We start from the raw sequence: 13,191 nt of genomic DNA on the forward strand, positions 1-13,191 counted from the left end.
TCCGACAAAGCTCCCCTCCCGCCGGTAACTCTCTATATAAGTCGGTATGCTGATGAACCGGGCGAGGAACAGGACGTCTTTCGTGCGCGACACCACCGACCGCAAAAACCTGTTCCTGCTCGTCCAGCTGCGTTGGCTCGCCGTCGTCGGGCAGATCGTGACGATCCTGATCGTCCATGCGCAGATGGGCATCCGCCTGCCGCTGCTACCGATGGCGGCGGTGATCTTCGTGCTGGTGGCGCTGAACATCGCCAGCCTGATCCAGATCCGCCGCAGTTCCGCCGTCTCCAACACCCAGCTGTTCCTGGAACTGCTGATCGACGTCTGGGCGCTGACCTTGCAGCTCTATCTCAGCGGCGGGGCGTCCAACCCCTTCATCTCGTTGTATCTGCTGCAGGTGGCGCTGGGGGCGGTGCTGCTGGAGGCGTGGTCGGCCTGGGCGCTGGTTCTGGTGGCGACCGCCGGCTTCACCTGGCTGATCGGCACCCACCAGCCGCTTCCCCTGCCCCATGCCTATGAGGGCGAGCTGTTCAGCCTGCACATCCAGGGCATGTTCATCTGCTTCGTGCTGGCGGCGAGCCTGCTGGTCCCCTTCCTCACCCAGATCAACCGCAACCTGCGCGCCCGCGACGCCTATCTGGCGGAGTTGCGCCAGCGATCGATGGAAGAGGCGCACATCGTCCGCATGGGGCTGCTGGCATCGGGCGCCGCGCATGAGCTGGGCACGCCGCTCGCCACCCTGTCGGTGATCCTCAACGACTGGCGCCGCATGCCGTCGCTGATGGCCGACCCCGATTTGTCGGAGGAAGTGGCGGAGATGCAGAACCAGATCGACCGCTGCAAGGCCATCGTGTCGGGCATCCTGATGTCGTCGGGCGAGGCGCGCGGCGAGGGCACGGTGCGCACCACGGTGAAGGGGTTCCTCGACGGTCTGGTGGAGGACTGGCTGTCCAGCCGCTCGCCCGGCCGCTTCGACTATGACAACACCGTCGGGCCGGAGGAGCGGATGATCGCCGACCTCGCCCTGAAACAGGTGCTGTTCAACGTGCTGGACAATGCGCTGGAGGCCTCGCCGGACTGGATCGGCGTCGCCGCGCTGCGGCAGGGCGACAATCTGGTGGTGGCGGTCAATGATTGCGGCCCCGGATTCGACCCCGCCATCCTGGAGGAGCTGGGCAAGCCCTACCGCTCCACCAAGAAGCGGCCGGGCAGCGGGCTTGGCCTGTTCCTGGTGGTCAATGTGCTGCGCAAGCTGGGCGGGACCGTTTCGGCCAAGAACCGGGCGGCCGGCGGCGCCACCGTGACGCTGACCCTGCCGCTGTCCGCCCTGTCGCCGGGAGGCGCCGATGGAGACGACTGAACTGGAGACGCCGGACATGGAGCAGGGCGACCGCACCCTGCTGATCGTCGAGGACGATGCGTCCTTCGCCCGTGCGCTGCGCCGGTCCTTCGAACGCCGCGGCTACGAGGTCCACGCCTGCGCCGGGTTGGAGGAGATGCGGGAGATCCTGCAGACGGTGGACCCCGACTATGCGGTGATCGACCTGAAGCTCGCCACCGGATCGGGGCTGGAATGCGTGAAGGAGCTGCACGAGGCGGACGAGGAAACCCGCATCGTCGTGCTGACCGGCTTCGCCAGCATCGCCACCGCGGTCGAGGCGATCAAGCTGGGCGCCTGCCATTATCTGGCGAAACCGTCCAACACCGACGACATCGAGGCCGCCTTCGAGCGCACCGAGGGAGACACCTCCATCGCGCCGGCCGTCCGCACCACCTCGATCAAGAATCTGGAGTGGGAGCGCATCCACGAGACGCTGGTGGAGACGAACTTCAACATCTCCGAGACCGCGCGGCGGCTCGGCATGCACCGGCGCACGCTGGCGCGCAAGCTGGAGAAGAAGCGGGTGCCGTGATGGGGCCCCCGCCCCTTTACGAGAACTCGCGCACCGTGTGCAGGTGGTTGAGCGGGCCGTGGCCGTGGCCCAGACCGGGGGCGGTCAGGATCGCGGTTTCGACATAGCGCCGCGCGCGGGCGACCGCGTCGCGGGTGGTCATGCCCTGGGCCAGACCGGCGGCGATGGCCGAGGACAGGGTGCAGCCGGTGCCGTGGGTGTGGGGGGTGTGGACGCGGCGGCCCTCGAACACCGTTTCGCCCTCTTCGGTCAGAAGGAGGTCGTAGAGGGTGTCGTCCTCCAGATGGCCGCCCTTCAGCAGGACCGATTTCGGGCCGAAGCTCAGCATCAGCTCGGCGGCGCGGCGCATGTCGTCGAGGTCGCGGATCGGCAGGTCGGTCAGCGCCTCGGCCTCCGGCAGGTTGGGCGTCACCACCTCGGCCAGCGGCAGCAGGCGCCGGCGCAAAGTCAGCACGGCGTCGGGGTCGAGCAGATGGTGGCCGCTCTTGGCGATCATCACCGGATCGAGGACCAGCGGCACGTTGACCGCGCGTTCCTCATACTCCGCCGCCACCGCCTCGATGACCGGGGCGTTGGCGAGCATGCCAATCTTCACCGCGTCGGCGCCGATATCCTCCAGCACCAGCTTCATCTGCAGGGCGACGAAGGCGGGATCGACCGGCACCACGCCATAGACGCCGGTGGTGTTCTGCGCCGTCAGCGCGGCGATGGCGGTCATCGCATAGGCGCCGAGCGCGCTGACCGCCTTGATGTCGGCCTGGATGCCGGCGCCGCCGCCGGAATCGGAGCCGGCGACGATCAGGACGCGGCCCTTGACGCTGTTGCCGCTCACGCTGCCGTCGCTCATTGCGCGGCCTCCAGGCTGCGGGCGGCGCTGGCCTGGATGGCGTCGGCGATGTCGGCGACCACGCTGTGGACCAGCGTCTCGTCGTCGCCCTCCGCCATCACGCGGATCAGCGGCTCGGTGCCCGACTTGCGGATCAGCACACGGCCGCTCGCCGCCAGACGAGCCTCGCCGTCCTTGATCGCCTGCTGGACGACGGCATCCTCCAGCGGCTTGGTCCCGGCGGAGAAGCGGACGTTGGTCAGCTTCTGCGGCACAGGATCGAAGACGCGGCAGACCTCGCTGGCCGCGCGGCCGTCGGCCTGGATCAGCACCGCCAGCACCTGAAGCGCGGCGATCAGCCCGTCGCCGGTGGTGGAATAGTCGGACAGCACGACATGGCCCGACTGCTCGCCGCCGACATTGTAGCCGCGCTCGCGCATCAACTCGACGACATAGCGGTCGCCGACGGGGGTGCGGGCCAGATGCAGGCCGAGGCCGCCGAGATGGCGCTCCATGCCCAGGTTGGACATGACGGTGGCGACGACGCCGCCGCCGCGCAAAGTCTGCGACCGCGCCCAGGAGGTGGCGATCAGGCTCATCAGCTGGTCGCCGTCGATCGGGCGCCCGGCCTCGTCCACCATGATCAGGCGGTCGGCGTCGCCGTCCAGCGCGATGCCGAGATGGGCGCCATGGGCGACCACCTGTTCCTGCAGGGTGTGGGTGGCGGTGGCGCCGCAGCCCTTGTTGATGTTGGTGCCGTCGGGGCTGACGCCGACCGGGATCACGTCGGCGCCCAGCTCGTACAGCACCTTGGGCGCGACCTTGTAGGCGGCGCCGTTGGCGCAATCGACGACGATCTTCAGCCCGTCCAGCCGCAGGCCGCGCGGGAAGGTGTTCTTCACATATTCGATATACCGGCCGGTGGCGTCGTCCAGACGGCTGGCGCGGCCGAGGTCGGCGGGACCGGCGAGATCGGGGCCGAAGGGCAGCGCCATGCGCCGCTCGATCGCCGCCTCCACCTCGTCCGACAGCTTGTAGCCGTCGGGGCCGAACAGCTTGATGCCGTTGTCCTGATAGGGGTTGTGCGAGGCGGAGATCACCACGCCCATATCGGCACGGAGCGAGCGGGTCAGCATGGCGACCGCCGGGGTCGGCAGCGGCCCGACCAACACCACGTCCATCCCCATGGAGATGAAGCCGGCGGTCAGCGCCGGTTCCAGCAGATAGCCGGACAGCCGGGTGTCCTTGCCGATCACCACCCGGTGGCGGTGGTCGCCGCGGCGGAACTGCAGCGCGGTCGCCATCGCCACGCGCAGGGCCGTTTCGGCGGTCATCGGGTCGATGTTGGCGGTGCCACGGATGCCGTCGGTGCCGAACAGGTGTCGCGTCATGAAAACCTCGTGCAGGAGCCGGTTCCAGCCCGATGTCGGATCGGGTGGCGGGAAGCGCAAGCGAAGGATGTTTCTTCGCGCGGCAGCCCGGCCGGGTCAAGACCCCTTCGGCGGCTGCGCGAAAGGGTTACAGACGGGACGAAGCCCCCTGCGTCAGGTCAGTGGTTCTTGCGGATGGTGCAGAACTTGGTAATCGCCAGCCCCTTCATCTTTTCCGCCTTCATCCGGTCCCACAGCTCGTCGGAATAAAACCAATCGGTCTTGAACTCCCGCGGCAGCCGCCACAGGTGCCGGCCGGCGATCACCGCCCCGTCGAGAACGCAGGGGGCCTTCTTGTCCACGGCGAGAAACCTGTCCCCCCGGTCGTAGGCCTCCCGCCCGAAGCCTTGCCAGAATTCCGTCTCCTCGATGACCAGGGCCGGGATGCGGGGCGGCGGCACCATCAGGTGCCAGACGCCATGCTCGGTGGTGCCGTGGAACGGCTCCCGGGTCCGCACCGCCACCGGAACCGACCGGTGCACGCTGGGCTCCATCTCCTCCACCATCGCCCGCAGGCGCTCGCAGAAGAAATATCTCCCTCCTCCCCATTGGATGATCTCCGGTACCTTGGGGATGCGCGGCTTGGCAATCGTCATCTCCCGCGGGACGGCGGCGAGGTCCTCCTCCGACGGGTCGATGGAGAGGCAGGCTCTCACGCGTTCATCGACCTCCGGTTCGAACTCGACCCTGACGCCGCTCTTGTCGTTGATGTTGCCTTCGAGGATGTAGGGCATGGCTTCGCTTCCGCTGTTGTCTGTCGCCGATGGCCGGATGCCGGTCCCATCCCACCCGCGCGCCGCCCCCGTTTACCCAGCCGCAGCATTTCCGCCCCGGCGTGGACGATCGACATTGTCCTCAATCGGCGGGCGCGGTCCTTACCGTGGATGCAGCGCCTCCCAGACGGCACGGGCCTGCGCGGTCTCGGCGACGTCGTGGACGCGCAGGATCTGCGCGCCCTGGTTCAGCGTCTCCAGACCGGCGGCGAGGGAACCGGGCAGCCGCTCCTTCGGCGGCTCGCCACGCGACAGGCGGCCGATGAAGCCCTTGCGCGACAGGCCGATCAGCACCGTGCAGCCCAGGGCATGGTACAGCGCAATGTGGCGCAGGATGTCCAGATTGTGCTCCGTCGTCTTGCCGAAGCCGATGCCGGGATCGACGGCGATGCGCTCCGGCGGCACCCCGGCCGCGGCGCAGCTGGCGATCCGCTCCTCCAGCCAGTCGAACACGTCGAGCGCGGCGTCGCGGTAGGTCGGGTTGGCCTGCATGGTGCCGGGATCGCCCTGCATGTGCATCACCACCACCGGGGTGCCGGTGCGGGCGACCACCGGCAGGGCCTGCGGGTCGGACAGCCCGGCGATGTCGTTGACGATGCGGGCGCCGGCCGCGGCGGCGGACTCCATCACGCTGGCGTGGCGGGTGTCGACGGAGACGGTCGCCCCCTTGTTGGCGAAATGGCGGATGACCGGCAGGACGCGCCGCTCCTCCTCCTCCGGTGGGACCGGGTCGGCGCCGGGGCGGGTGGACTCGCCGCCGACGTCCAGGATGTCGGCGCCGGCGGCCAGCATCGCCTCGCCATGGGCGATGGCGGCGGCGGGGTCGAGGAAGTCGCCGCCGTCGGAGAAGCTGTCCGGCGTGACGTTGACGATGGCCATGATGAGAGGCCGGTCGGGCGGAAGATTGGCGAAGGGCGGGCGGGCGCGGGTCAGGGCGCCGAGCTGGCGGTCCAGCGCCTCCGCCACCGGGCGCGAGCGCTCCCAGCCCCAGGCCATGATCTCCGACAGCGGCGCGAAGGCGCGGTCGATGCGGGAGCCCTGGTCGCGCACGATCAGTTCGGCGGTGGAGAAGGCGAAGCGCCCGCCGGCCAGCGGCACCGCCGCACCCTTGGCCCAGGCGGCTATGGGCATCAGGCCGATGGGGCGGAGGTAGACCCGGATGCCATCCTCCGCCGCCCAGGGGCAAAAGCCGGCGAGCGACCCGGCGGCGGACTTGAGCGCGGCGGCTTTGGCGGCGGGCTTTGCGGAGAGCGGCGGCATCGGGAATTCCCCTTCACATCACAGGCTGACGCTATCGTTCCTGGCATGCGCCCGGCGGGATGGCAAGGGTGCCATAGCGGACGGCTCCCTCCCTTGCCCTGGAACAAGGCGGTGATCGGCGGACGATGGAACGGCGTGGAACAGCTTTCGGCGAACGGTCCATCTTGCGGCCGTCTGAGAGTGGCGGAGATGGATCACGTATGGCGCCTATGAGTGGCTTGTCTTTGATTCGGCTGAGGAAAATAGGGGTTTCCCCGAATATTCTTTAATTATATCTTCATAATCTATTCTCAAACTTAATATGGTAACTTTGCATCTAGGTTATTTCAATAATGGGTATCGCAAACAACATTTGCAGGAAACCATGTAATTTTAAGTCAGCGTCCGCCTTGATTGTTGACTTCAGTATATCGTCCAGCGAATTAATGGAAAGAACCCTTTCCGTCCTTAAACTGAAGCACATCTACCGCTCATTTTCCACCGAAGACGCTCTCTTGCTTCTTTCAGAGAACGAGATCGGCATTGTCATTGTAAACGCAGATACAGTCCGAGAAAAAGCGCTTCAACTGTTAGAGATGATCAGATTCCGCCAGACAAAAGACCCATGTCTAGAGGAAAAAATAAAACATATCTCGATAATCCCATTCGTAATCATCAGCTCTGCAGTGACACCGAAAATGGCGGAGAAAGTGGCAGATGCAGGAATATGCGCATTGGTTTCAATGCCGTTCAAGCCGGTTGATTTTATGAAGAAGATTAAAAATCTACTTTACGTGCACTGCGAAGATAATTGCTTCAATATGGCAAATCCAATGCTTGAAGGCACCGACGTCCTGGAGGAATCCAGTAGCCCTCGCTGACGTAAAGCCAGAAGTTCTGCGTCCTCGACAGCGGCATTTGAGATGACGTCCCGCTCCTGTGGGACAGAGGGCGATTCATCCTCCCTCACCCGCGCCGCGTCAGCCCGCCCTTCAGCTTCAGCACATAGGTGATGACCTCCGCCACCGCCTGGTAATGCTGGAGCGGGATGGTGGCATCGACCTCCGCCGAGGCGTGGAGGGCGCGGGCCAGCGGCGGGTTCTCGACGATGGGGATGCCGTGCTCCTGCGCCAGGGCGCGGATGCGCAGCGCGATCAGGTCGGCGCCCTTGGCGAGGCAGATGGGAGCGGCGGTGCGGCCGCGTTCGTATTCCAGGGCCACCGCGAAATGGGTGGGGTTGGTGATGACCACCGTGGCGCGCGGGACGTTCGCCATCATCCGCTTCTTGGAGCGCGAGCGGCGGATATCGCGCAGGCGGGCCTTGGCGTTGGGATCGCCCTCGATCTGCTTGTATTCGTCCTTGATCTCCTGGTGGCTCATGCGCAGGCGGCGGCGCCACTCCAGGCGGTTCCACAGCACATCCACCGCCGCCATCAGAACGGTCGCCAGCAGCACCGCCAGCAGCAGCCGCAAGGTCACGTCCCGCAGCAGCACGGGCAATCCGGCGACGTCCATGCCCACAGTATCCTCCGTCCATGCGATGTAGGGCGCCAGCGCGTGCCACGCCGCGATGCTGATGATGGCGAGCTTGACCAGGCTCTTGGCGAATTCGACCAGCGCCGGGCGGCCGGCGATCCGTTTCCAGCCCGACGCTGGCGACAGGTGCGACCATTTCGGCCGGATGCGGTCGGAGGCGACGACGAACGGCCCCTGCCCCAGCGCCGACACCACCACCCCGCCCAGCAGGATGCCCAGGACCGGCAGCAGGGCCACCGCGACGCCGCCGATCAGCCAAGCGAGGCTGTGGATGACGTCGACGGCGCTGCCGTCGATGCGAATGTCGTCGGGGTTCTCGATCAGCGGCAGAAGCAGGGCCGACAGGGTCGACGCGACACCGGGAAGCGCCATCAGCACGATCATCCAGGCGGCGACCATCGCCGACAGCAGGCCGACGTCGCGGGCGCGGGGGACGTCGCCCTTCTCCGCCGCCTCGCGCAGGCGTTTTTCTGTCGGTTCCTCGGTCTTCTGCTCGTCGTCCTGTTCCGCCATGGCTTACGAGCCTGAAAGCCAGCCGCCGAGCGCGGCGACGAAGGCGGTCAGCATCGCGCCGGCGGTCGCCATGAACAGGCCCATGCCGACCATCAGCACGCCGGGGGTGGCGACGAAATAGACGGGCATCGCCGGCATCACCCGGTTGACCAGCCCCAGCGCCACATTCACCACCAGCCCATAGAGGATGAAGGGCGCCGCCAGCCCCACGCCCAACCGGAAGGTGGTTGCCAGCAGCTCGGCGAAGCGCTGGGCGACCATGCCGAGGTCGGGGAACACCCCCGCCGGCCAGGAGCCGTAGGAGCGCGCCAGCGCGCCGATCATCAGGTAATGCACGTCGGACGCGAACAGCAGGGCCAACCCGCCGATCAGCAGCACGCCGGACAGCACCGATCCGCCCTCGAACCCCGCCGCCTCCATGGAGAAGGGGTTGCTGAGCCCGACCACCTGGGCCACCAGGGCGCCGGTGGTCTGCAAGGCGGCCATGAACAGCCGGGCGCCGAGGCCGAGATAGGCGCCGACCAGCGTCTCCCCGGTCAGCGCGCGCAGCATCTCCACCGGCTGGTCCGGCATATGGTCGGGCAGCCCGTCCACCCCCGGCAGCAGCACCAGCGTGACGATGATCGCCAGCGCCGCCCGCACCCGCATCGGCACCGCCGCCTCGCCGAAGCCCGGCAGCAGGCCGATGGCCGCCGCCACCCGCGCCAGCACGATGAAGCCGCGGTAGATCTCCAGGGTCAGGAGTTGGCTGAAGTCTCCCATGGGATCGGGCATCCGGCTAGACCTGATCGACGGTCTTGAGCGACGCCTTGCGGTGCAACTCGGCATGGCTCAGCACCGGGGTCATCGGGCTGACGCGTTCCAGCAGGGAACGGACGAAGGGCCGCACCTCCGCCCCCACCAGCAGGGCGGGCCAGACCTGGGAGGTCGCGTGCTTCTGGATCTTCAGGCGCACGGCGGTCAGGAACTCCTGCACCTGGCTGGGCGGCATGACGAAGCGGCGGTCGTCACCCTCCACCACGATGTGGTCGAGCAGCGCCTGCTCCCATCGCGGGCTGAGCGCGATGACCGAGACGAAGCCGTCGGGACCGGCCAAGCCCTGGTGGATCTGCTGACCCAGCCGCATGCGCACATGTTCGGTGATGAGGGTGATGTGGCGGGTCCAGCCGACCGCCTCCGCCACCGCCTCGACGATGGCGGGCAGGTTGCGGATCGACACCCGTTCAGAGAGGAGTTGCTGCAGAACGCGCTGAAGCACGACCAGCGAGATCTGGCTCGGCACCATGTCGTTGATCAGCTTCTGGTACTCGCGGCCCAGCCCGTCGATCAGCTTTTGCAGGGCGGCAAAGGTCAGCAGGGTGGAGAGGTTGTCCTTGATGACCTCGGTCAAATGGGTGGTGATGACGCTTTCCGGATCGACGACGGTGTAGCCCTTCGCCACCGCCTCCTCATGGCGGGCCGGGTCGATCCATTTGGCCTGCAGGCCGAAGGTCGGCTCGCGCGTCGCGTCGCCGGCGATGTCGGGAACGGCGCCGCCGGTGGGGTCGATGGCAAGCAGGTGTTTGGGCCGCACCTCCCCCTTCGCCGCCTCCACCCCCATGATGCTGATGACGTAGCTCTTGGGCGGCAGGAAGCTGGAATCTTTGATGCGCACCGACGGCAGGACGAAGCCGAACTCGGTGGCGAAGCGCTTGCGCAGGGTCTTCACCTTGGTGGTCAGCGGGCCGTTCTTGTTGAGGATCAGCGGGACGAGGTGGTTGCCGACCTCCACCTTCACCTCGTCGACCTTCAGCATGTCCTCCACCGCCTCTTCGGCGACGGCGGGGGGCGCCTTGCGGCTTTCCTCCAGCTTGGCCAGCGCTGCGGCGCGGGCCTTGCGGCGCGGGGCGTACCAGCCGAGCGCGGCGAAGGCGGCGCCGATGGCGAGGAAGGGCGCCATCGGCAGGCCGGGCGTCAGCGCCAGCGCCGCCAGCAGACCGGCCGCGACCAGCAGCGCCTTCGGATAGGCGCCCAACTGGTCGATCACCGCCTTTTCGGCGGAGCCGATGTTGCCGCCCTTGGTCACCAGCAGGCCGGCCGCCAGCGACACCACAAGCGCCGGGATCTGCGTCGCCAGCCCGTCGCCCACCGTCAGGGTGGTGTAGGCGGATGCCGCGGCGTCGAAGCTCATCCCCTTCTGGACGATGCCGATGGCCATGCCGCCCAGCACGTTGATGACGGTGATGACCAGACCGGCCACCGCGTCGCCGCGCACGAATTTCGAGGCGCCGTCCATCGCGCCGTAGAAGGTGCTTTCGTCCTCCAGCTCCTTGCGGCGGCGACGGGCCTCGGCCTCGTCGATCATGCCGGCGGAGAGGTCGGCGTCGATGGCCATCTGCTTGCCGGGGATGGCGTCCAGCGTGAAGCGGGCACCGACCTCGGCGATGCGGGTGGCGCCCTTTGTGATGACGACGAAGTTGATGACGACCAGGATGCAGAAGATCACCACGCCGATGACGAAGTTGCCGCCCATCACGAACTGGCTGAAGCCCTGGATGACGTGGCCGGCGGCGGCGTGGCCGTGATGCCCCTCGCTGAGAATCAGCCGGGTCGAGGCGATGTTCAGCGCCAGCCGCAGCATCGTCACCACCAGCAGAACGGTGGGGAAGGACGAGAAGTCCAGCGGGCGCGGGATCCACAGCGACACCATCAGCACCAGCACCGCGACCGAGAAGGACAGCGCCAGCCCGAGATCGAGGAACCAGGACGGCACCGGCAGGAACAGCACCGCCAGCACCAGCAGGATGCCGACCGCGAACAGCACGTCGCGGTTCGCCAGCCCGATGTCGCCGAGCAGGCCGAACCGGCTGCGGACGTGATCCGTGAGGGTCATGGGGGTCCCAACCGTTTTTTGGAGAAGGCGTGTTTCGGCAAGGATAGGGGGGTGCGGTAAAACCGGGATTTAAACGGCTCCCTTGGCCTGTCATTGCGTTGGCAGCAGCGGGCGGGCCGGGCCGTCGGCGAACAGGCCGGACAGGAAGCTCAGCCGCCCGCGCTCCGCCGCGGTCCAGGTCGGGGCGGCGCCGCTGGGGCCGGCGGCCAGGGTCTCCAGATAGCCGAGCGCGCCGGCGACCCAGCGCAGATTGCCGGTCACCCGCTGGCGATAGGCCTCGCCGCGCTCGGACTGGGCGGAGTGGTAGCGGGCGATGGCGGTTTCCAGCGAGCCGTGGTCGCGGCGCAGGGCCGAGAGGAAGGACGCGGCGTAGCGGGCGTTGGCGACCGGATCGAAGGCGGTGGCGAGGTCGGGGAAGGCGTCGGGGTGCCAGCGCAGGTTCACCTGCAGGCAGCCGACGTCGATGGACTGCACGCCGCGTGCCTGGGTCTCGCGCACGAAGGCGATGGCGGCATCTCGGGTTGGGAAATAGTGGGAACGGCCCTCGGTGTTGACGGTCCAGGGCCAGGCGGTGAACAGGCGATCCTCCGTGCGCCGGCCGGATTCGGTGAAGCCCATCGCCAGCAGCAGATGGTCGGTGATGCCGGTCGCCTTCTCGGCGTCGAGGATGGCGGCGATGCACTGCGCTTCCGGCGGCAGGGCTTTGGCGGCGGGCTGGGGCGGCGGTGTCGGCGGGGCGTAGAGCGCGGTGCTCCACACGCCGATCTGCGAATGGTTGGCCGGCGGCGCCGCCGCACCGCCGGCCGGACTTACGAGCAGCCCGAGAAGGGGGATGACCGCTCGCAACCGATACATCAGTCGATGGCGACGATCAGGTCGCTCAGCCGGTCGGCGTAGGTGGCGAGCGTGCCGTACATGAAGGGCAGCGCCAGCACCGTCACCACCAGGATCGCGACGATCTTCGGCACGAAGGTCAGCGTCATCTCCTGCACCTGGGTCAGCGCCTGCACCAGCGAGATCGACACGCCCACCACCACCGCGACGATCAGCGGCGGCGCCGCGACCAGCAGGGTCGTCCAGATGCCGCTGCGCAGCACCTCCAACACGTCGGCCTGGTTCATGGGGGTGGGTCCTTGGGAGTTCGTGTGGAGTGGGAAGTTAGACCCCCACCTAACCTCCCCCGCTGGGCGGGGGAGGGACTGCCGCCGCTTTTCCGTATCAGCACTGGTCCCCTCCCCCGCCCAGCGGGGGAGGGTTAGGGTGGGGGCAAGTGCGAGGACTCAAACCGCGATGCGCATGATCTCCTGGTACGCCTGGACCATCTTGTCGCGGATGGCGACGACGCTCTGCACCGTCATCTCGGCGGCCAGGACCGAGCGCACGACGTCCTGCGCGCTGGCCTTGCCCGATACGGCGGCGAGCGAGACGCGCTCGCTCTCCTTCAGCGTGTCGACGGCCTGGGAGATCGACTTGTCGAGGAAGCCGCCGAAGTCGCTTTCGGCAGTGGCGGCCACCGCGTCGGTCCCGTTGGCGGCGGACAGGGGCGAGGTCGCCGCCTGGGTTTCGGCGAGCCCGCTGATAGCGGGGCTGCGGTTGGCGGCGTAGGCGGCGGCGACGCGGCCGACGGACATCTCGATCATGGGACGACTCCTCAGCTGCGCAGCAGGTCGACGACGCGGTTCATCATCGCGCGCGACTGTTCGATGACGTTCATGCTGGCCTCGAAGGCGCGGCCGGCCTCGCGCATGTCCATCATCTCGATCAGCGGCTGGACGTTGGGTTTCTTGACATAGCCCTTGTCGTCGGCCGCCGGGTGCGAGGGGTCGTAGGCGAGCTGGAAGTCGCTGCGGTCGCGGCCGATCTGCTTGACCTGCACCAGCTCCGCGCCCACCCCGCGGTCCATCACGCTGTCGAAGGACACCGTCTTGCGGCGGTAGGGGTCGCCGCCCTTGGCAGTGGCGGTGCTGTCGGCGTTGGCGAGGTTTTCCGCCACCACGCGCAGGCGGGTCGATTGCGCCTGAAGCCCGGCGCCGGCGATCTTCAGCGTGGCGCCGAGGACATCGTTCATCATGGGTCGTCTCCGTCCTAA

Annotated in this window: 14 protein-coding genes; 3 read left to right on the plus strand and 11 right to left on the minus strand. The window is 67.6% G+C overall.

Annotated features, from left to right (window positions below):
* The first annotated feature begins 82 nt into the window (after positions 1–82).
* Together B9N97_RS26885 and B9N97_RS26890 are read left to right on the plus strand one after the other, a co-directional pair.
* The gene (locus B9N97_RS26885; protein ID WP_244560947.1) at positions 83–1,360 is read left to right on the plus strand and encodes an ATP-binding protein; all 1,278 of its coding nucleotides are present in this window, start codon (positions 83–85) and stop codon (positions 1,358–1,360) included.
* Complete coding sequence (locus tag B9N97_RS26890) at positions 1,347–1,913, plus strand: response regulator transcription factor (RefSeq protein ID WP_208621268.1); 567 nt, start codon at positions 1,347–1,349, stop codon at positions 1,911–1,913. Before B9N97_RS26885 ends, B9N97_RS26890 begins: the two co-directional genes overlap by 14 nt.
* A gap of 16 nt (positions 1,914–1,929) precedes the next feature.
* Here B9N97_RS26890 and thiD read toward each other — a convergent pair whose 3' ends face one another.
* The 4 genes from thiD to folP form a co-directional block, all read right to left on the minus strand.
* Positions 1,930–2,760, minus strand: coding sequence for a bifunctional hydroxymethylpyrimidine kinase/phosphomethylpyrimidine kinase (gene thiD / locus B9N97_RS26895; RefSeq protein WP_085090908.1), 831 nt, complete (start codon positions 2,758–2,760; stop codon positions 1,930–1,932).
* On the minus strand, positions 2,757–4,130 hold the full coding sequence (gene glmM, locus B9N97_RS26900) for a phosphoglucosamine mutase (protein ID WP_085091180.1): 1,374 nt from the start codon (positions 4,128–4,130) through the stop codon (positions 2,757–2,759). The genes thiD and glmM overlap by 4 nt, the downstream gene beginning before the upstream one ends.
* A gap of 158 nt (positions 4,131–4,288) precedes the next feature.
* Positions 4,289–4,903: an imm11 family protein gene (locus B9N97_RS26905; RefSeq protein ID WP_085090909.1), complete on the minus strand. Its 615-nt coding sequence runs from the start codon at positions 4,901–4,903 to the stop codon at positions 4,289–4,291.
* 141 nt (positions 4,904–5,044) lie between these two features.
* Entirely contained in the window at positions 5,045–6,202 is a 1,158-nt protein-coding gene (folP, locus tag B9N97_RS26910) for a dihydropteroate synthase (protein ID WP_085090910.1), read from the minus strand.
* Positions 6,203–6,534: 332 nt separating this feature from the next.
* On the opposite strand from folP, the gene B9N97_RS35240 reads away from it, so the two are divergent.
* Positions 6,535–7,062 (plus strand): response regulator, encoded by a 528-nt coding sequence (locus B9N97_RS35240; RefSeq protein WP_143266889.1) that lies wholly within the window; start codon positions 6,535–6,537, stop codon positions 7,060–7,062.
* Positions 7,063–7,147: 85 nt separating this feature from the next.
* Here the strand turns inward: B9N97_RS35240 and flhB are convergent, their stop codons facing one another.
* The 7 genes from flhB to flgC all read right to left on the minus strand — a co-directional run bounded on the left by flhB (position 7,148) and on the right by flgC (position 13,173).
* The gene (flhB, locus tag B9N97_RS26915) at positions 7,148–8,230 is read right to left on the minus strand and encodes a flagellar biosynthesis protein FlhB (protein ID WP_085090911.1); all 1,083 of its coding nucleotides are present in this window, start codon (positions 8,228–8,230) and stop codon (positions 7,148–7,150) included.
* A gap of 3 nt (positions 8,231–8,233) precedes the next feature.
* Positions 8,234–8,992 carry a flagellar biosynthetic protein FliR gene (locus tag B9N97_RS26920; protein ID WP_167393390.1) on the minus strand — a complete coding sequence of 253 codons (759 nt, stop codon included), beginning with the start codon at positions 8,990–8,992 and terminating at the stop codon, positions 8,234–8,236.
* A 16-nt stretch (positions 8,993–9,008) separates the two neighbouring features.
* A complete protein-coding gene (gene flhA, locus B9N97_RS26925; RefSeq protein WP_085090913.1) occupies positions 9,009–11,102 on the minus strand; it encodes a flagellar biosynthesis protein FlhA in 2,094 nt (697 codons plus the stop codon).
* A 90-nt stretch (positions 11,103–11,192) separates the two neighbouring features.
* Entirely contained in the window at positions 11,193–11,948 is a 756-nt protein-coding gene (locus tag B9N97_RS26930) for a lysozyme family protein (RefSeq protein ID WP_244560948.1), read from the minus strand.
* A gap of 8 nt (positions 11,949–11,956) precedes the next feature.
* Positions 11,957–12,223 (minus strand): flagellar biosynthesis protein FliQ, encoded by a 267-nt coding sequence (gene fliQ, locus B9N97_RS26935; RefSeq protein WP_085090915.1) that lies wholly within the window; start codon positions 12,221–12,223, stop codon positions 11,957–11,959.
* A 159-nt stretch (positions 12,224–12,382) separates the two neighbouring features.
* Positions 12,383–12,742, minus strand: coding sequence for a flagellar hook-basal body complex protein FliE (locus tag B9N97_RS26940; protein WP_085090916.1), 360 nt, complete (start codon positions 12,740–12,742; stop codon positions 12,383–12,385).
* A gap of 11 nt (positions 12,743–12,753) precedes the next feature.
* Positions 12,754–13,173 carry a flagellar basal body rod protein FlgC gene (gene flgC / locus B9N97_RS26945; protein ID WP_109154024.1) on the minus strand — a complete coding sequence of 140 codons (420 nt, stop codon included), beginning with the start codon at positions 13,171–13,173 and terminating at the stop codon, positions 12,754–12,756.
* Positions 13,174–13,191 lie beyond the last annotated feature (18 nt).

Source organism: Azospirillum oryzae, from assembly GCF_900177515.1.
Lineage (GTDB): Bacteria > Pseudomonadota > Alphaproteobacteria > Azospirillales > Azospirillaceae > Azospirillum > Azospirillum oryzae_A.

What these genes read in the sequence shown, in the direction of transcription:
- B9N97_RS26890 (WP_208621268.1), top strand. Translation starts at nt 1,347, where the DNA reads ATGGAGACGACTGAACTGGAGACGCCGGACATGGAGCAGGGCGACCGC.
- thiD (WP_085090908.1), bottom strand. Translation starts at nt 2,760, where the DNA reads ATGAGCGACGGCAGCGTGAGCGGCAACAGCGTCAAGGGCCGCGTCCTG.
- glmM (WP_085091180.1), bottom strand. Translation starts at nt 4,130, where the DNA reads ATGACGCGACACCTGTTCGGCACCGACGGCATCCGTGGCACCGCCAAC.
- B9N97_RS26905 (WP_085090909.1), bottom strand. Translation starts at nt 4,903, where the DNA reads ATGCCCTACATCCTCGAAGGCAACATCAACGACAAGAGCGGCGTCAGG.
- folP (WP_085090910.1), bottom strand. Translation starts at nt 6,202, where the DNA reads ATGCCGCCGCTCTCCGCAAAGCCCGCCGCCAAAGCCGCCGCGCTCAAG.
- B9N97_RS35240 (WP_143266889.1), top strand. Translation starts at nt 6,535, where the DNA reads ATGGGTATCGCAAACAACATTTGCAGGAAACCATGTAATTTTAAGTCA.
- flhB (WP_085090911.1), bottom strand. Translation starts at nt 8,230, where the DNA reads ATGGCGGAACAGGACGACGAGCAGAAGACCGAGGAACCGACAGAAAAA.
- B9N97_RS26920 (WP_167393390.1), bottom strand. Translation starts at nt 8,992, where the DNA reads ATGGGAGACTTCAGCCAACTCCTGACCCTGGAGATCTACCGCGGCTTC.
- flhA (WP_085090913.1), bottom strand. Translation starts at nt 11,102, where the DNA reads ATGACCCTCACGGATCACGTCCGCAGCCGGTTCGGCCTGCTCGGCGAC.
- fliQ (WP_085090915.1), bottom strand. Translation starts at nt 12,223, where the DNA reads ATGAACCAGGCCGACGTGTTGGAGGTGCTGCGCAGCGGCATCTGGACG.
- B9N97_RS26940 (WP_085090916.1), bottom strand. Translation starts at nt 12,742, where the DNA reads ATGATCGAGATGTCCGTCGGCCGCGTCGCCGCCGCCTACGCCGCCAAC.
- flgC (WP_109154024.1), bottom strand. Translation starts at nt 13,173, where the DNA reads ATGATGAACGATGTCCTCGGCGCCACGCTGAAGATCGCCGGCGCCGGG.